Below are 17,238 nucleotides of genomic sequence, written 5' to 3' on the forward strand. Positions count from 1 at the left end.
AATTTAAACAAAAAAGCAATACTCCTGACGGCAGTATTGCTTTTTTTATAATAAAATAGGGTATAAATTATTTAATACTAAATAATCCCTCTGGTTTGTTTTCAATATCGTTAAAACGCTTTGTACACTCAGCAATAATTGCAAATGCTTCGTTTACATCTCCCCAGCCTTCTACATCTACTTGTTTGTTTTCAAGATCTTTGTAAACCTGAAAGAAATGCTCGATTTCTTTCAATAAGTGTCCATTAATATCTGAAAGGTCATTTAATGAATTCCAGATTGGATCTGAAACTGGTACACAAATAATTTTTTCGTCTGGTCCTTTATCATCTGCCATGTGGAAAACACCAATTGGTTTTACTTCCATAACACATCCAGGAAAAGTTGGTTCGTTTACTAAAACCAATACATCAAGAGGGTCACCGTCAAGTGCTAAAGTTTCAGGAATAAATCCATAATCTGCAGGGTACATCATTGAAGAGAATAACATTCTGTCGAAACGCATTCTTTTGATTTCAAAATCGTACTCATATTTATTTCTGCTTCCTCTTGGTATTTCGATTAATACATCGAAAGTTGTTAGTTTGTCTGCGGTCATTTTCGTTTTTTATTATATCTATAATTTCGACTGCAAAAGTAACTAAACAATCCTTTTTTACAATGAAAAAAGTATATTAATCTCTGTATTTATACATTAATTAATATACTTTTCTTTTTATATAACAGACAGTTAATATGTAATTTTCCTATTTCGCTTATTTAGGTAATAATGCCATAGCAAATATGTCGCATAAGATCGGTACGGACTCCATTGTTCTGCATGGATTTCCATCTCTTGTTTGTCATGAATATCCAGCAATTCTTTGATCGTATTTATGACTGCAATATCACCCAGCGGAATCAAATCCGGCTCTTGAAGACAGAACATTAAATAGATATCAATTGTCCAGTTTCCGATTCCTTTTAATTTGATTAATTCTTCGCGAACTTCTTTTGCCGATTTTGACGCCAGACTTTCTACATCTAATTCTTTGTTTAAAATCGCTTCAGACAAAATCTTGATGTATTTTGTTTTTTGACGGCTTACGCCAAGACTTCTATATTCTTCATCTGCCAAAATTGCCATCGTTTCAGGATTGCAGGTTGTATAGGCTTTTATTTTTAAGAATGTGGCTTTCGCCGAATCTATAGAAACCTGCTGCTCAAGAATTAATAATACCAAAGTCTCAAAACCCTGCGGACGCTTTGGTATTGGCGGAAGCCCGTATTTTTCGATTATTTCCTGAAATATTGGATTTTTACTGGTTAGAAAATCGATAGCTTCTTGCATAAGTTATTTAAGTCTGTATCAAAATTAAATAAAAATCTCGCAAAGACAGAAACACAAAGTTTTTTGCCCACAGATTTTACAGATTAAAACAGGTTTAAGCAGATTTTTTTTCGATCTGCAATTATTTAATCTGCGCTTATCAGCATAAACCCGTAAAATCTGTGGGCAAAAAAGATATCTAAACATAAAAAAAGCCACAAAGAATTTAAACCTTTGCGACTTTGTAACTTTGATTCTTTGTACCTAATATAATTAGAAATAGAATCCGAAAGATCCTTTTACAGCAAATTTGGCAGCATCCGGCATGTTTAAATAACTTCCTCTCCACGAGAAATCAATGCGGAAAACTTTGAAGATATTTCCAATTCCGGCGTTATATTCCCAATACACATTTTCTGGAGCGTTATATGGTAATCCCGAAGCATTTATTTCACGATTTGCTTTAGAAATAGTTCCATGAACAGCTTTAATACCAACAAATTCTCTCCAGTTTAGTTTTCGCATAAATGGAACTCTGGCGAACAATCTTCCTCCAAAATCATGATTCCATTGCAACGTTGTATATTGGTCAGTAACGAATTCATAGAAATTAAGGTTACTAAACGTGTTTTCAATTGTAAAGTAAGTCTGGTTACCCGGAATCACACTCATTAATCCTAACGGAATTGTTCCGAATGTTTTTCCTGTTTCTAAAATAATGTTTGATCTTCCTAAAGGCCCAATAATAATAGGCTGTTTATAGAATATCTGTATTTTTTCATATGCAAAATCACTGTCAAAAACACCTTTTAGACCGTAACTAAAGTTAACAAAGAAATGACTAAATGGACTGTCAACTAAATCTCTCTCAACTCCGTAACCAATAGTTTTACGGTTTGGCATATATTCAAACTGAATATTGGCTTCTGATTGTTTTACATCACTTTTTACAACTCCCATCGGATCTGCTGCAGTTGGCAAAGTTGTATAATAATCTAAACTAAATGTTTTTGATGCCGATTCTAATGTTCGATAAGAAAACCCTGCCTGAACAACAAAATTCTTTTTAGGTTCCATTTCTACCGAAATGTTACTCAAATTAATGTTGGTCAATTTTCCGTTGCTACCCGATGTAAACAAAGCAGAAGACGCAAAACTTCGTCCAAGAATATCATTTGTTGTGGTTAAACTGGCACCAATTTGTTCAATATCACGCCTGTTTCCTCCAGAAATAATAACACGTTTTTTCTTGTCGACCATCCATTTTCCAGAAACTCCGTATTTAAATTTACTGTCATCAAATCCGTAAGCTGTATAAGCTTGTATACGCCAAGGATCGTTTGGCCCAAAATAAGTTCGTCCTCCTACTCTCAGCCTTAAACCTTCGACTTCATTATATCCAAATGTGGAGAAAATAGGTCCGTAATCGAAGTTTTTAAACTCAATATAACCACTTCCTAAAATGGAGACGAGATTATACAATTGCTTAAATCGCTTGACCGTCTGCAAAGTATCGAGCATTTTATAAATCCCTGCTTCATCTTTGTTTAATTTCTCAAAACGATTTTCTTCCCAAAATTCCGGCGGTCGTTCATAGACCGCATTGTCTATAAAATTGACTTCTTCTTTATAGAATTTCTCCGGTTTTTGAATATTGAATTTATGGTTTCGAAATAAGGTCGTTCGTTTTCCATAAACCCCTTTTGATTTTTCTTTTTTATTTAAAGCAAAATCAGACATCATATAATCGCGGGTCAATAGAAAAACAGAATCGTTTTCTACTTCAAATTCCTGTTCGATATAAATATCTTTTACCCAGTTAATATTGGCACTTTTAGTAACGCCCATATTAATTTTCTTGATCGCAAAAGTGGTATCGTTTACCCAAAAATCTCCTTTAAAAGTCAATTCGTTTTTACGCCTCGGATAAAAAACAATATTAAAACACCATTTTTTATCAATAAAAGCACTGTCTTTCAATACGTAATTGTAAACATCAATTCCGGTTTTTGAAAGCGGACTTGTAAAACTTTTATCAAAAAATTTAAGGTGATTATCGTAGATATTATAATCTGAATAAAGATCTTTTACGAAAGCCAAAATCTGCTGATTTCCGTTGAAACCAGACATTTTATTTCCCGTAATATTTTCTTTTACTTTCTTTAATTTATTATCTCCGTAAACATCATAAACTGATTCGTTGATAAAAATTGGCAGATACGTTTTTCCGGTAACATCTGAAGTATCAACATGATTAAACACAAACTCCATTCCTTTAAAGAGTTTGTTTTTCATGAAAGCACTATCAATCGTGTTCATGTCGAACTCGACTTTTTCGTACTTCTGCATTTCATATTGATTAAATTGGTAAAGTCCGTTTTTACGTTTTCTTTCCCATATTTTCCTCAAAATATCAAGCGCCGGATTATTCTTTTTTGATGTTTTTCCGGTATAAATTACAACTTCGTTTAATGCCTGAGGTTCACTCAAAACAATTTTAAAATCGTAATTGACTGCTTTTTCTAAAGGAACTTCTCTATCTGAAAATCCGGCAGAACTAACCAATAAAGCGGTATAAGTATTAGGGGATTCGAGATAAAAACGGCCATCTTCGTTGGAAACGATTCCGGTGTTTGAACCTTTAAAAACAACATTTGCAAAAGGTATCGGCTGATTAGACTTATCTAAAACAATTCCACTCACTTTCGTTTGTGCAGTAGCAATAGCCGCAAATGCGAATACAAAAAATAGGCTGAGTAAAATTATTCTTTTCATTGTCTGGGCAAAAAAAAACTTCATCAATTAACTGTGAATGATGAAGTTTTATGAGTATTCTAAATGTGTACTATTTGTATAACACTTTTTTAACTGCTTTTACTACATCACCTGCATTTGGCAACCAGTCTTTTAATAATACTGGAGAATAAGGCGCAGGAGTATCTGCAGTTGTAATACGTTGAATTGGCGCATCAAGGAAATCAAATGCTTGCTCCTGAACGATATAAGTGATCTCAGAAGAAATACTTGCAAATGGCCAAGCTTCTTCAAGAATTACTAAACGGTTTGTTTTTTTAACAGATTTAAGAATAGCATCTTTATCCATAGGACGAACTGTTCTTAAGTCAATAATCTCACAAGAAATTCCTTCTTTAGCTAATTCATCAGCAGCGATAAAAGCTTCTTTGATGATTTTTCCAAAAGAAACAATTGTTACATCTTTTCCTTCACGTTTAATATCAGCAACTCCTAATGGAATTGTGTATTCTCCGTCTGGCACTTCACCTTTGTCACCATACATTTGCTCAGATTCCATAAAAATTACAGGATCATTATCACGAATTGCAGATTTTAAAAGTCCTTTTGCATCATAAGGAGTTGAAGGTACAACAACTTTAAGACCCGGAGTGTTTGCAAACCAGTTTTCTAAAGCTTGTGAGTGAGTTGCTCCTAATTGCCCTGCAGAAGCAGTTGGTCCGCGGAAAACGATTGGCACATTAAATTGTCCTCCAGTCATTTGACGCATTTTAGCAGCATTATTTATAATTTGATCAATACCAACTAAACAGAAGTTGAAAGTCATATATTCTACAATAGGTCTGTTACCATTCATTGCAGAACCTACTGCAATTCCTGTAAAACCAAGCTCAGCGATTGGAGTATCGATTACTCTTTTTTCACCAAACTCAGCAAGCATTCCTTTTGAAGCTTTGTATGCTCCGTTGTATTCTGCAACTTCTTCGCCCATTAAATATATGGATTCATCGTGACGCATTTCTTCGCTCATCGCTTCACAAATGGCCTCTCTAAATTGTATTGTTCTCATATTTTATATTGTATGTTGAATTTTCTGAAGAGCAAAAATAAATATTTTAAATAACTTAAAAGCATAAATTGAATTTAAAATCGCACGAAGTTCTTTCTCTCTTTAGCTTTTAACTTTTTAAATATTATTGTGATATTTACGAAATCGATATAATAGACGTGTGACCCACACTTAATTTGCCAAATCCATTTTTTTGACAAACTTTACTCTATTTGTTTAATTCCTGTTTCTCCGAAATTCTTTCATAAGAACGGGAAAATTCAAAAATTAGTATTTATGAGCCTAAACTTTAACCATTGTTTAATCTTCAAAAATTGCAAAATTCCTAACAATCAGACAAAATGAATGCTTTTTCATTTTAAGATTCCGATGAAAACCACCTCAAAACACATAATCTTCGAAATCGTAATAGTTTTAAAAAATATTATGCATGCATAGTATAATTATTCCAAATTAAATTCTAAATTTGTAAAAGCATATTACAAATTCAAAATATATACTTTATGAAAATATTAGTTTGCATCAGCCATGTGCCTGATACTACTTCAAAAATTAACTTCTCCAATGGTGATTCAGAATTTGATACCAATGGTGTACAATATGTAATTAATCCTAATGATGAGTTTGGACTTACACGTGCAATCTGGTTCCAAGAGCAGCAAGGTGCAAATGTAACAGTTGTAAACGTTGGTGGTCCTGATACTGAACCAACATTGCGTAAAGCATTAGCAATTGGTGCAAACGAAGCAATTCGTGTAAACGCAAACCCAACTGACGGATTTTTTGTTGCAAAACAATTAGCTGAAGTAATTAAAAATGGTGGATACGATCTTGTAATTGCAGGAAAAGAATCTCTTGATTATAATGGTGGAATGGTTCCTGGAATGATTGCAGGGATTTTAGGTTCTAACTTTTTAAATTCTTGTACATCTCTTACTGTTGATGGAAATAATGTAAAAGCGGTTCGTGAAATCGACGGTGGAAAAGAAACTGTAAGCACTACCCTTCCTTTAATTATTGGTGGTCAAAAAGGTCTTGTTGAAGAAAAAGATTTACGTATCCCAAACATGAGAGGAATTATGACAGCAAGAACGAAAGCTTTAACTATTCTTGAGCCAGTTGATGCTCCTGTAAATACAAAAGCGGTGAAATTTGAAAAACCAGCTCCAAAATCAGCAGTGAAATTAATTTCTGCAGATAATTTAGATGAGTTAGTTAATTTATTACACAACGAGGCTAAAGTGATTTAAGATTGTAGAGTTTAGATTTTAGATTGCTGATTGAACACAGCTCTAAAATCTTCCTCATTCAAATCAAAAATCATTTAATCTGAAATAAGAATCATTTTTAGATTTCAATTTTCAAAAAATCTGAAATCTAAAATCTAAAATCTAAAATTGTTATGTCAATATTAATATATGCAGAATCTGCAGAAGGAAAATTTAAAAAAGTAGCTTTCGAATTAGCTTCTTACGCAAAAAAAGTAGCTGAGTCTTTAGGCACAACTGTTACAGCTTTAACTGTAAACATTAGCGACGTAAGCGAATTGTCTAAATACGGAGTTGATAAAGTTTTAAAAGTAAACAACGATAAATTAGCTGGCTTTACTGCTAAGGCTTACGCCGATGTAATTAAACAAGCTGCTGAAAAAGAAGGAACAAAAGTAGTTTTACTTTCTTCTACAACAGACAGTATTTACCTTTCATCATTAGTTGCAGTAGCTTTAAATGCTGGTTTTGCATCAAATGTTGTTGGATTACCAATTAGCACTTCACCTTTTCAGGTAAAAAGAAATGCTTTTTCAAACAAAGCTTTCAACATTACAGAAATTTCTACAGATGTAAAAGTTCTTGGTTTAGCTAAAAACTCTTACGGAATTTTCGAAAGTGCAGGATCTGCATCTGAAGAAGATTTTAACCCAATAATTGGAGACAATGATTTTGGCGTAAAAGTAGAATCTGTAGAAAAAGTAACCGGAAAAGTTTCTATCGCTGATGCTGATATCGTAGTTTCTGGCGGACGTGGATTAAAAGGCCCTGAAAACTGGGGATTAATCGAAGATCTTGCTGCTGTTTTAGGCGCTGCGACTGCGTGTTCTAAACCAGTTTCAGATTTAGGATGGAGACCTCACAGCGAGCACGTTGGACAAACAGGAAAACCAGTTGCAACAAACTTATATATTGCAGTAGGTATTTCTGGAGCTATTCAGCATATTGCAGGTATTAACTCTTCAAAAGTAAAAGTAGTAATCAATAATGACCCTGAAGCTCCTTTCTTTAAAGTTGCAGATTATGGTATTGTTGGCGATGCTTTTGAAATTGTTCCTAAATTAACAGAGAAATTAAAAGCTTTTAAAGCGCAACATTCTTAATTAAAAATTCTCTTCAAAAATATAGCTGCCTAAAAACAAGATATTGTATCTTTGTTTATAGGCAGCTTTTTTGTTCCATATTTTTTGATTAAAATTGCACTTTTATTTTCCAATCAAAAAATCATTAAAATGAGGCGCTAAGTGCCTTTTTTACAAACATATATGAGTCTAGTTAAATTATCTATAAAAGGAATTTCATACAGTCAAACTCAAAATGGCGCTTATGCCTTAATTTTGAATGAAGTTGATGGTGAAAGAAAATTACCTATCGTTATTGGTGCTTTTGAAGCCCAATCGATCGCTATTGCCTTAGAAAAAGAAATAAAACCACCACGCCCGTTAACACACGATTTATTTAAAAACTTTGCTGAAAGATTTGACATAGTTGTAAAACAAGTTATCATTCACAAATTAGTTGACGGTGTTTTTTACTCGAGTTTAATCTGCGAAAGAGATAAAATCGAAGAGATTATCGATGCTCGAACTTCTGATGCAATCGCTTTGGCTTTGCGTTTTAACGCTCCAATTTTTACTTATAAAAACATTTTGGACAAAGCCGGAATTTATCTAAAATCAAACACTTCAGATTCTGATCAGGGTTCACAGGAAATTGACGATGTACTTTCTAATCCTGAAACTTTTGGTCACGAAGAAGAAACAAATCAATCTGGTGACGTTTACGCAAAACACAGTTTGCAAGAACTAAACGAACTTTTAGATCAGGCTGTTTCTCAGGAAGATTACGAAAAAGCAGCAAAAATCAGAGACGAAATCTCGAAAAGATAATTTTAAGGTTGTAAGCCTTAAGCTTTAGGCAATAAGCTTAAAGCACAAAACATAAAAAAACAAGCTGAAAGCATTAGGAAAAAGCCTAAAGCTTAAAGCCTAAAGCCTAAAGCAACAATGAAACAATACTTAGATTTAGTAAAGCACGTTTTAGAAAACGGCAATCAAAAAGGAGACCGTACCGGAACCGGAACAAAAAGTGTTTTTGGTTACCAAATGCGTTTTGATTTAAGTGAAGGTTTCCCAATGGTTACGACCAAAAAATTACATTTAAAATCGATCATTTACGAATTGCTTTGGTTCTTAAAAGGTGATACTAATATAAAATATCTTCAGGAAAACGGAGTAAAAATCTGGGATGAATGGGCAGATTCTAATGGTGATTTAGGACCTGTTTACGGACATCAATGGAGAAACTGGAACAGTGAAGAAATCGATCAGATTTCTGAATTAATTACCGAATTAAAAACAAATCCAAACAGCCGAAGAATGCTCGTTTCTGCATGGAATCCTTCGGTTTTGCCAGATACTAAAAAATCATTTGAAGAAAATGTTGCCAACAACAAAGCGGCTTTACCTCCTTGTCATGCATTTTTTCAATTTTATGTTGCAGCTCCAGATTTAGAAAAAGGAGAAACAAAAGGAAAATTATCCTGCCAATTGTATCAGCGCAGTGCCGATATCTTTTTGGGAGTTCCTTTTAATATCGCTTCTTATGCATTATTTACAATGATGATTGCACAAGTTTGCGATTTAGAGCCAGGTGAATTTATTCACACTTTTGGTGATGCACACATTTACAATAATCATTTTGAGCAATTAGAACTGCAATTAACCCGCGAACCAAAACCATTACCAAAAATGATTTTAAATCCGGAGATTAAAAACATTTTTGATTTTGATTTTAATGATTTTACACTTTTAGATTATGATCCGCATCCTGCAATAAAAGGAAGTGTTGCTGTATAATTATAAAAAAATCCGCTGAAAATTTTCAAGCGGATTTTTTTATACAACTAAAACACCATTTTCACTTCCGGCGTAATCATTCCATTTGTAAAAATCCGCTTCAGGATCATTCACATAAGTACCGTCGATTACGTATTTAAATTCGTAAATCGCGTCTTTAACCAAATCATAAGTAGCTTTAAAAGTTCCGTTTTTCAACTTGCTTAACGTTCCTTCTTCTACATTCCAGTTATTAAAATCTCCAACTACTGCTGCCGAATCAGCATCTTTGGCATCTATTGAAAATGTAACTTTAACTACTGGTTTCGTTTTAATAAATTGTTTCTTCAAAGACATAACTATTTAGTTTTTAGATTTCTACAATAAAATTACATAATTTCATCTGAACATTCGACAGCACTATAATCGATTTATGATTATAACAAAAACAGTATATTATTTTAATTAGATATGTAATTTAATGTACGATATTTTTCACATTTCTAATTCACGGCAGATTTTGCAGGAAATATTCTGAGATCAAAATATGTAGTTTTTTGAAAATAAATTTTAACTTTATAGTCTCATTTATATCTTATGGAAAAAGAAGTGCACGAACAATACGAGTATGCCAGAAGACGATTAAGGCAAAAAAAAGTCTTATATTTTCATTTTGTTCTTTTCCTTTTAGGAAGTTTATTTTTATTTATTGCTAATAAATTTTTTGGTTTTGGCGAAGGAGCAACTCAAAACTGGTGTATTTGGGGTATTACGATCTGGCTCTTTATCTTTATTTTACATTTCATAAAAGTCTATATAACAGATCGTTTTATGAATAAAAAATGGGAAAGAGAGCAAATTGACCGTCTTGTTGCTTTACAGCAAAAGAGAATCAGCCAATTAGAATCGAAAATAAACGAAGACACCGAGAATAAAATTTAGTTAAAACACAACATGATTATAATGATAGCGGCTGTTGCCGAAAATAATGCTCTGGGAAAAAACAATGATTTAGTCTGGCATTTACCCAATGATTTTAAAAGATTTAAATCACTGACAACTAATCATCATATTATTATGGGGAGAAAAACTTTTGAAAGTTTCCCTAAACCTTTACCAAACCGCACACATATTGTCATAACTCGTCAAACAGATTATAATCCGGAAGGATGTATTGTTGTAGACAGCATTGAAAAAGCTATTGCATTGTGTCCTGAAGAGGAAGATTCATATATCATTGGCGGTGGAGAAATCTACAACCTGGGTTTACCTTTTACGGATATAATTGAAATTACTAAAGTACACCACACTTTTGAGGCTGATACTTTTTTTCCTAAAATCAGTAAGAGTGAATGGCAGTTAGTAGAATCTGAAGAAAATTTTAAAGATGAAAAACATCTTTATGATTATACTTATGAAACTTACATTCGAAAATAAATAAAAAAACACCCTCTTTTGGAGGATGTTTTTTAAAAACGATTGACTTTTAGTCTTGACTCGCTCAAGAAATAGTTTTTGTAAAAATCTCAAATGGAAAAAAGACATTTGAAATAATGAATAACATTTAATGTTAATTGAGAACAAGTCTCAAAAACGCCTTTAATAACAAATACCACTAAGATATTAAAGGCAAGAAAATTAAAATTTCCAAAAACAAATTTAATCCTAAGAACGTACTTCGCACTTTTTAAAATAGTATTCCCCCAAGAACAACACTTTAAAAACTACCACTTGAACAAATGACTGCCAGTGCAAAAAAAGCGGCCATCTGATTAAGTCAATGTGAAACTATCAATCATTAAAATTTCATCATTTTTACTTTGACAAAGTTGGGTATAAAATCAGCCGGACACAATACCCACTTTTGGTGATTTTTTAAAAATACCCACTTTTGGTGATGCTTAAGCAAGTCCAAAAAAAGGATTGAATGCATCCTCTAAAACATTTAATTGACAATTTAAAAAACTCAATTACAGTTAAACTAGATTGTTTATATTTGCGTAAATTATAATAATGTCTGAGAAAATAACTCCATATAAAGACTCTTCTTTAGGTAAGAAAGAGCAGGTTGCCCAAATGTTTGACAACATCTCTGGGAACTACGACAATCTGAACCGTGTAATTTCATTTGGTATTGATACGAAATGGAGAAAAAAAGTATTGAAAATAGTTTCTGACTCTAAACCAAACGTTATCCTTGATATCGCTACCGGAACTGGCGATCTGGCTATTTTAATGGCTAAAACTAATGCCGAAAAAATTATTGGTCTTGATATTTCGGCCGGAATGCTTGAAGTTGGAAAAAAGAAAGTCGAAGAAAAAAAGCTTTCGAATGTTATTGATTTAGTTTTAGGCGATTCTGAAAATATCCCTTTTGAGGATAATTATTTTGATGCGATTACGGTAGGTTTTGGCGTACGTAATTTTGAACATTTAGAAAAAGGCTTTGCCGAAATTTTACGAGTTTTAAAACCAAACGGCGTTTTTGTAATTCTGGAAACTTCTGTTCCGGATAAAACACCATACAAACAAGGATATAAATTTTACAGCAAAAATATACTTCCACTTATTGGAAAATTGTTTTCAAAAGACAATTCAGCTTACGGTTATTTATCTGAATCTGCTGCGGCTTTTCCTTATGGTGAAGCATTAAACAATATTTTGAGAAAAACTGGGTTTATAGATGTTGTAGCAATGCCGCAAACTTTTGGTGTAGCAACCATTTATTCAGCATCTAAAAAATAGTATGAAAAAAATTGTAATCGTATTTTTATTAGTCTTAACGACAAAAGGATATTCTCAATTTGCTAAAAGTATGTTTAGTAAAGATCCTATTATTAACCTTGAAAACTGGCAGAAACAACGTGTCTATTTCGGTTATTATTTAGGCTTTAATAGTTTTGATTTTAAATTTGATTACAAAGATGTAGTTCAAGAAGACATTCAGGTAAAAAAAACAACTGGTTTTAACGTGGGTGTTGTTGCTGATTTAAGATTACAGGAATACATTAATTTGCGTTTTGAACCCGGTTTATACTATACAAAAAGAGATTTATATTTCCCTGGTGTTGGAGGCTTGGAAAAAGATTATTTACGAGAAGTGAATAGTACTTACATTCACTTTCCGTTATTATTAAAATTCTCATCTTTAAGAACTGGAAACATTCGTCCTTATTTAGTAGGCGGAATGTCAACAACTTTGAACTTATCCAGCAACTCAAGTTCTATCGATGATAACTTTGAAGGTAAATTCAGGGTTAAACAATGGACAGCTGCTTACGAATTAGGTTTTGGAATTGATTTCTTTACAGAGTATTTTATCTTTTCTCCTTCTATTAGAGGCATGTTTGGTATTACTGACGAGTTAATTCGTGATAATGTAACTCCAGAACATCCGGTAAGTCCATATACGGATAATATAGATTCAATGAAATCGAGAGCTATTTTAATAAATTTCACATTTCATTAAAACAAAATCTTAACTATTTCGTTTAAATTCACTTAAAATAATTGCTGTTGCTGTAGCTACATTTAAACTTTCGGTTTTTTGCAGCTCTCCAAATCTTGGAATTGTAAGTCGGCTGGTCACTATTTTTTCAATTTCTGCCGAAATACCATTGGCTTCATTACCCATAATAATGATTCCGTTTTGTGGTAAATTAGATTGATAAATATTGTTTCCATCCATAAAAGTTCCAAAAACAGGAAGTTTTGTTTGACTTATAAAAGTTTTTAGATCAACATAATTTACGTTTACCCTGGCAATTGATCCCATTGTGGCCTGTACTACTTTTGGATTATAAATATCGACTGTTTCTTTTGAACAGACAATTTGTTTGATTCCAAACCAGTCGCAAAGACGCATTATTGTCCCTAAATTTCCGGGATCACGAATATCGTCTAACGCCAGAATTAAACCAGAATTTATGATTTGATTTTCTACAGGCATTTTAAAAACTGCCAAACAAGAATTTGGAGTTGTTAAAGCACTTATTTTTTTCAGTTCTTGTTCATTAATAAGAGTTCGTTTTGCAGTTTGAACTTCTTCAAAATCATTTAGCGTGGTGTATAAATGCTCTAATTCAAAATTGGATTGCAACAATTCCTGAATTACCTTTACTCCTTCGGCAAAAAACAATTGATTTGCAAAACGCTGTTTTTTTTGATGCAGGCCTGATATAAGCTTTATTTGGTTTTTACTAACCATAAAATAAATGTACTTTTGAATTAAATATTAAAAAACACTTGAAAAATAATTCCACAAAAATAACAGCATTTATTCTAATAGCAATACTTATTTGCGCTTGTAATGCTGTAAAAAGAGTTCCAGATGGAAAAAACCTTCTCGTAAAAAATAATATTGTTGTAAACGGAAAAAATACAAACGATGAAAATGCATCTAATCAATTGTACCAAAAACCAAACGGTACTTTATTAGGATACAAACTTCGTTTAAACTTATACAACCTAGCGAACTTAAATCCGGATTCGACTTATCAGGCAAAATTTAAAAATCATCCGGGTTTATACGAACGCCAGGCGAAACTATTATCGGCCAAACAAGTAGACAGACTTGGTCAGTCTTTTTTATACAAAGGAATTCACGAATTTTTAAAAAATACTGGTGAACCACCCGTAATTATTGACACTGCCAGAACTAAAAAATCTTTGCAGCGTTTAAAATTTTACTATTTCAACAATGGTTATTTTAATGTTTCAACAGATTATACAATCGATAGTATTGCCCGAAAAAAAGCGCAGATAAATTATAATATCACAACAGGACCGGGTTATATTTTGGATACCATTAAAACCAAAATATTGACTCCTGCACTCGATTCATTATACAAAATAAACACTGATCCTTCATTTTTAAAATCAGGAAATCAATATAAAACTACTGATTTTGAGGAAGAAAAAAATCGTATTACAACTTATTACAGAAATCACGGCGCTTACTTTTTTCAGCCAACATACGTAACTTTTGACATTGATACGATTGGTAAAAAACATAAAGCCGATGTAACTTTAATAATCAACAACAACAATATTCAGGAAAGAGATTCAAGCAGAACAGAACCTTTTAAATTATACAAAATCAGCGATGTAAACATTTATACTGATTACTCTCCTGCCAACTCAAAAAGCAAAATCAACGACAGCACAACGTACAATAATTTTAACTTGTACAGTTATAAAAAACTAAAATATAAACCTCGTGCCATAACAGATGCAATCTTTATTAATAAAGGAAGCACTTATTCTGATACAAGAACAACGCTTTCTTCTCGATATTTGAACAATCTTAAAATTTTCAATTATCCATCTATACAATATGAAGTAGACAAACGTGATTCGACTGCACAGTCTTTAATTGCAAATGTGTATTTAACTCCGAGGAAAAAATACAGTTTTGGTGCAACTCTGGATGTAACACACTCTAATATTCAGGATTTTGGTATTGGGGCCAGTATTTCTCAAACTATTCGAAATGTATTCAACAGAGCTGAAACATTAGAAATTTCGGCAAGAGCTAATATTGGTTCATCAAAAGATATGGCGAATCCAAACAATAACTTTTTTAATGTTTCAGAATACGGACTTGATTTAAAGCTTAATTTCCCAAGGATTTTACTGCCTTTTGGAACAGAAAAAATTATTCCGAAGAGGATGATTCCTTATACTTCGATTACATCTGGTTTTTCGAAACAGCAAAATATTGGTTTAGATAAAGAAAATTTCACCGGAGGTATCTCGTACAACTGGTCACCTAAAAGATATAATACGGCTAAACTAGAATTGTTGAACGCTCAATATGTTCGAAATTTAAATCCGAATAATTACTTTAATGTTTACACCTCATCTTATGATGAATTAAATGGCATTGGTAAGGATTACAACACTGTTCCTACCAACTGGGGAGAAGAAGCAGAGCAACAAGCTCAAAAAAACCTAACGATCCCAACTGGAACTACAAATTTTACGAATGACGTTTTAACAGGAAACACAGCTTTAGTTCCAGGAGACCCTGAATATAAAGATGTGCAAAGTATTGAGGAAAGAAGAGTTCGTTTGACCGAGAATGATTTTATTCTTGCCACAAGTTATACGTTTACCAAAACAACAAAAAAAGACCTTGCCGATAATACTTTTTATCAGTTTAAAACAAAAATAGAATCTGCAGGAACCTTATTATCTGCCGTTTCAAGCATTGCAAAATTGGAAAAAAATGCGAATGGGAATTATTCGATTTTTAATTTAGAATATTCTGAATACTTAAAAACCGAATTCGATTATATCAAACACTGGGATTTTGGAAAAGAAAAAGTGCTGGCAGTTAGAAGCTTTTTCGGAATCGCTGTTCCGTTTGGAAATTCAGATTATATTCCGTTCTCACGAAGTTATTATTCAGGAGGATCAAATGATAATCGTGCATGGCAGCCCTACTCTCTTGGTCCCGGAAGTACAAATGCTTTAAACGATTTTAACGAGGCCAATATGAAAATTGCTTTAAGTGCCGAATTTCGTTTTAAGATTTTTGGAGATGTTAAAGGAGCGCTCTTTGCAGATGCCGGAAATATCTGGAATGTGTTCGATAATGTGATTGACGACAAGGCAAGATTCAACAACTTAAACGATTTAGATGAAATTGCTTTAGGTTCAGGATTTGGTTTACGATACGATTTAAGCTTTTTTGTTATTCGTTTAGATTTAGGCTTCAAGACCTATAATCCGGCGCATGACGAGGGCGACAGATGGTTTAAAGAATACAATTTTGGGCACTCGGTTTTAAATTTTGGAATAAATTATCCTTTCTAATGCTAATTAATTCTTATTTTTGCAACCTAAAAACTAAAAACAACTATAAAAAAAATTACAATGGCACACAACATTAAACCAGGAGTAGCTACAGGAGATCAGGTTCAGGAGATTTTTAATTATGCAAAAGAAAAAGGTTTTGCTTTACCAGCAGTTAACGTAACTGGATCAAGCACAATCAATGGAGTTCTTGAAACTGCAGCAAAACTAAATGCGCCAGTTATTATTCAATTTTCAAACGGAGGAGCACAATTTAACGCTGGAAAAGGTTTATCTAACGCAGGTGAAAAAGCAGCTATCGCTGGTGGTATCGCCGGAGCAAAACATATTCACACTTTGGCAGAAGCTTACGGAGCAACTGTAATTTTACATACTGACCACTGTGCAAAAAAATTATTGCCTTGGATTGATGGTTTATTAGATGCTTCTGAAAAACATTTTGCAGAAACAGGAAAACCATTATTTAGTTCTCATATGATCGATTTGTCTGAGGAGCCAATCGAAGAGAACATTGAAATCTGTAAAGAATATTTGGCTAGAATGAGCAAAATGGGAATGACATTAGAAATCGAGCTTGGTATTACAGGTGGGGAAGAAGATGGTGTTGACAACTCTGACGTAGACAGCTCAAAATTATACACTCAGCCAGAAGAAGTAGCTTATGCTTACGAAGAGTTATCTAAAGTAAGTCCTAAATTTACAATTGCAGCTGCTTTTGGAAACGTTCACGGTGTTTACAAACCAGGAAACGTAAAATTAACTCCAAAAATCTTAAAAAATTCTCAGGATTTCGTTCAAAACAAATTCAACACTGGACACAACCCAGTTGATTTCGTTTTCCACGGAGGTTCAGGTTCTACACTTGAAGAAATCAGAGAAGGAATTAGCTACGGAGTTATCAAAATGAACATCGATACTGATTTACAGTTTGCATACACTGAAGGAATTCGTGATTATATGGTTAAAAATCTTGACTATTTAAAATCACAAATTGGTAACCCAGAAGGTGCTGATGCTCCAAACAAAAAATATTACGATCCAAGAAGATGGGTTCGTGAAAGCGAAGTAACATTCAACGCAAGACTTGAACAAGCTTTTGCAGATTTAAATAACGTAAATACACTTTAAATTTTAGATTTTTGAATTTAGATTTCAGATTTCTAATGAAGCCTGAAATTTAAA

16 protein-coding genes are annotated in these 17,238 nt (G+C 32.9%); 10 read left to right on the plus strand and 6 right to left on the minus strand.

Going from position 1 to position 17,238, the window contains the following annotated elements; genetic code table 11:
• Positions 1–67: 67 nt before the first annotated feature.
• The 4 genes from BUE10_RS06165 to BUE10_RS06180 form a co-directional block, all read right to left on the minus strand.
• Positions 68–598: an inorganic diphosphatase gene (locus BUE10_RS06165; protein WP_053470077.1), complete on the minus strand. Its 531-nt coding sequence runs from the start codon at positions 596–598 to the stop codon at positions 68–70.
• A 132-nt stretch (positions 599–730) separates the two neighbouring features.
• Positions 731–1,330, minus strand: coding sequence for a DNA-3-methyladenine glycosylase family protein (locus BUE10_RS06170; RefSeq protein WP_073483363.1), 600 nt, complete (start codon positions 1,328–1,330; stop codon positions 731–733).
• 252 nt (positions 1,331–1,582) lie between these two features.
• Positions 1,583–4,084: a DUF5686 and carboxypeptidase-like regulatory domain-containing protein gene (locus BUE10_RS06175; RefSeq protein ID WP_073483366.1), complete on the minus strand. Its 2,502-nt coding sequence runs from the start codon at positions 4,082–4,084 to the stop codon at positions 1,583–1,585.
• 70 nt (positions 4,085–4,154) lie between these two features.
• Complete coding sequence (locus tag BUE10_RS06180; protein WP_056207778.1) at positions 4,155–5,132, minus strand: pyruvate dehydrogenase complex E1 component subunit beta; 978 nt, start codon at positions 5,130–5,132, stop codon at positions 4,155–4,157.
• A gap of 503 nt (positions 5,133–5,635) precedes the next feature.
• Between BUE10_RS06180 and BUE10_RS06185 the strand changes: the two genes are divergently transcribed.
• The 4 genes from BUE10_RS06185 (at position 5,636) to BUE10_RS06200 (ending at position 9,258) form a co-directional block, all read left to right on the plus strand.
• Positions 5,636–6,382, plus strand: coding sequence for an electron transfer flavoprotein subunit beta/FixA family protein (locus tag BUE10_RS06185; protein WP_042566128.1), 747 nt, complete (start codon positions 5,636–5,638; stop codon positions 6,380–6,382).
• Positions 6,383–6,534: 152 nt separating this feature from the next.
• Entirely contained in the window at positions 6,535–7,503 is a 969-nt protein-coding gene (locus tag BUE10_RS06190; protein WP_073483369.1) for an electron transfer flavoprotein subunit alpha/FixB family protein, read from the plus strand.
• Between the two features lie 162 nt (positions 7,504–7,665).
• The gene (locus BUE10_RS06195) at positions 7,666–8,289 is read left to right on the plus strand and encodes a bifunctional nuclease family protein (RefSeq protein WP_053470070.1); all 624 of its coding nucleotides are present in this window, start codon (positions 7,666–7,668) and stop codon (positions 8,287–8,289) included.
• Between the two features lie 117 nt (positions 8,290–8,406).
• Positions 8,407–9,258, plus strand: a complete 852-nt coding sequence (locus tag BUE10_RS06200; protein WP_073483372.1) for a thymidylate synthase — start codon at positions 8,407–8,409, stop codon at positions 9,256–9,258.
• 39 nt (positions 9,259–9,297) lie between these two features.
• Here the strand turns inward: BUE10_RS06200 and BUE10_RS06205 are convergent, their stop codons facing one another.
• On the minus strand, positions 9,298–9,594 hold the full coding sequence (locus BUE10_RS06205) for an isoamylase early set domain-containing protein (RefSeq protein WP_056207766.1): 297 nt from the start codon (positions 9,592–9,594) through the stop codon (positions 9,298–9,300).
• A gap of 240 nt (positions 9,595–9,834) precedes the next feature.
• On the opposite strand from BUE10_RS06205, the gene BUE10_RS06210 reads away from it, so the two are divergent.
• The 4 genes from BUE10_RS06210 (at position 9,835) to BUE10_RS06225 (ending at position 12,706) form a co-directional block, all read left to right on the plus strand.
• Positions 9,835–10,179 carry a 2TM domain-containing protein gene (locus BUE10_RS06210; RefSeq protein WP_073483374.1) on the plus strand — a complete coding sequence of 115 codons (345 nt, stop codon included), beginning with the start codon at positions 9,835–9,837 and terminating at the stop codon, positions 10,177–10,179.
• A 12-nt stretch (positions 10,180–10,191) separates the two neighbouring features.
• Positions 10,192–10,674 (plus strand): dihydrofolate reductase, encoded by a 483-nt coding sequence (locus tag BUE10_RS06215; RefSeq protein WP_073483376.1) that lies wholly within the window; start codon positions 10,192–10,194, stop codon positions 10,672–10,674.
• Positions 10,675–11,250: 576 nt separating this feature from the next.
• Complete coding sequence (gene ubiE / locus BUE10_RS06220) at positions 11,251–11,982, plus strand: bifunctional demethylmenaquinone methyltransferase/2-methoxy-6-polyprenyl-1,4-benzoquinol methylase UbiE (RefSeq protein ID WP_073483378.1); 732 nt, start codon at positions 11,251–11,253, stop codon at positions 11,980–11,982.
• Position 11,983: 1 nt separating this feature from the next.
• Positions 11,984–12,706: a type IX secretion/gliding motility protein PorT/SprT gene (locus tag BUE10_RS06225; RefSeq protein ID WP_073483380.1), complete on the plus strand. Its 723-nt coding sequence runs from the start codon at positions 11,984–11,986 to the stop codon at positions 12,704–12,706.
• Between the two features lie 9 nt (positions 12,707–12,715).
• On the opposite strand, the gene BUE10_RS06230 is transcribed toward BUE10_RS06225, so the two are convergent.
• Positions 12,716–13,444, minus strand: a complete 729-nt coding sequence (locus BUE10_RS06230) for a TrmH family RNA methyltransferase (protein WP_073483382.1) — start codon at positions 13,442–13,444, stop codon at positions 12,716–12,718.
• A gap of 38 nt (positions 13,445–13,482) precedes the next feature.
• Between BUE10_RS06230 and BUE10_RS06235 the strand changes: the two genes are divergently transcribed.
• Positions 13,483–16,056 carry a translocation and assembly module lipoprotein TamL gene (locus tag BUE10_RS06235; RefSeq protein WP_083597982.1) on the plus strand — a complete coding sequence of 858 codons (2,574 nt, stop codon included), beginning with the start codon at positions 13,483–13,485 and terminating at the stop codon, positions 16,054–16,056.
• Positions 16,057–16,116: 60 nt separating this feature from the next.
• Complete coding sequence (fbaA, locus tag BUE10_RS06240) at positions 16,117–17,184, plus strand: class II fructose-bisphosphate aldolase (RefSeq protein ID WP_035645669.1); 1,068 nt, start codon at positions 16,117–16,119, stop codon at positions 17,182–17,184.
• Positions 17,185–17,238: the final 54 nt, after the last annotated feature.

Source organism: Flavobacterium sp. CF108, assembly GCF_900129795.1.
Taxonomy (GTDB): domain Bacteria; phylum Bacteroidota; class Bacteroidia; order Flavobacteriales; family Flavobacteriaceae; genus Flavobacterium.

What these genes read in the sequence shown, in the direction of transcription:
- ubiE (WP_073483378.1), top strand. Translation starts at nt 11,251, where the DNA reads ATGTCTGAGAAAATAACTCCATATAAAGACTCTTCTTTAGGTAAGAAA.
- BUE10_RS06210 (WP_073483374.1), top strand. Translation starts at nt 9,835, where the DNA reads ATGGAAAAAGAAGTGCACGAACAATACGAGTATGCCAGAAGACGATTA.
- BUE10_RS06190 (WP_073483369.1), top strand. Translation starts at nt 6,535, where the DNA reads ATGTCAATATTAATATATGCAGAATCTGCAGAAGGAAAATTTAAAAAA.
- BUE10_RS06165 (WP_053470077.1), bottom strand. Translation starts at nt 598, where the DNA reads ATGACCGCAGACAAACTAACAACTTTCGATGTATTAATCGAAATACCA.
- BUE10_RS06195 (WP_053470070.1), top strand. Translation starts at nt 7,666, where the DNA reads ATGAGTCTAGTTAAATTATCTATAAAAGGAATTTCATACAGTCAAACT.
- BUE10_RS06215 (WP_073483376.1), top strand. Translation starts at nt 10,192, where the DNA reads ATGATTATAATGATAGCGGCTGTTGCCGAAAATAATGCTCTGGGAAAA.
- BUE10_RS06175 (WP_073483366.1), bottom strand. Translation starts at nt 4,084, where the DNA reads ATGAAAAGAATAATTTTACTCAGCCTATTTTTTGTATTCGCATTTGCG.
- BUE10_RS06230 (WP_073483382.1), bottom strand. Translation starts at nt 13,444, where the DNA reads ATGGTTAGTAAAAACCAAATAAAGCTTATATCAGGCCTGCATCAAAAA.
- BUE10_RS06205 (WP_056207766.1), bottom strand. Translation starts at nt 9,594, where the DNA reads ATGTCTTTGAAGAAACAATTTATTAAAACGAAACCAGTAGTTAAAGTT.
- BUE10_RS06185 (WP_042566128.1), top strand. Translation starts at nt 5,636, where the DNA reads ATGAAAATATTAGTTTGCATCAGCCATGTGCCTGATACTACTTCAAAA.
- BUE10_RS06200 (WP_073483372.1), top strand. Translation starts at nt 8,407, where the DNA reads ATGAAACAATACTTAGATTTAGTAAAGCACGTTTTAGAAAACGGCAAT.
- BUE10_RS06180 (WP_056207778.1), bottom strand. Translation starts at nt 5,132, where the DNA reads ATGAGAACAATACAATTTAGAGAGGCCATTTGTGAAGCGATGAGCGAA.
- fbaA (WP_035645669.1), top strand. Translation starts at nt 16,117, where the DNA reads ATGGCACACAACATTAAACCAGGAGTAGCTACAGGAGATCAGGTTCAG.
- BUE10_RS06225 (WP_073483380.1), top strand. Translation starts at nt 11,984, where the DNA reads ATGAAAAAAATTGTAATCGTATTTTTATTAGTCTTAACGACAAAAGGA.
- BUE10_RS06170 (WP_073483363.1), bottom strand. Translation starts at nt 1,330, where the DNA reads ATGCAAGAAGCTATCGATTTTCTAACCAGTAAAAATCCAATATTTCAG.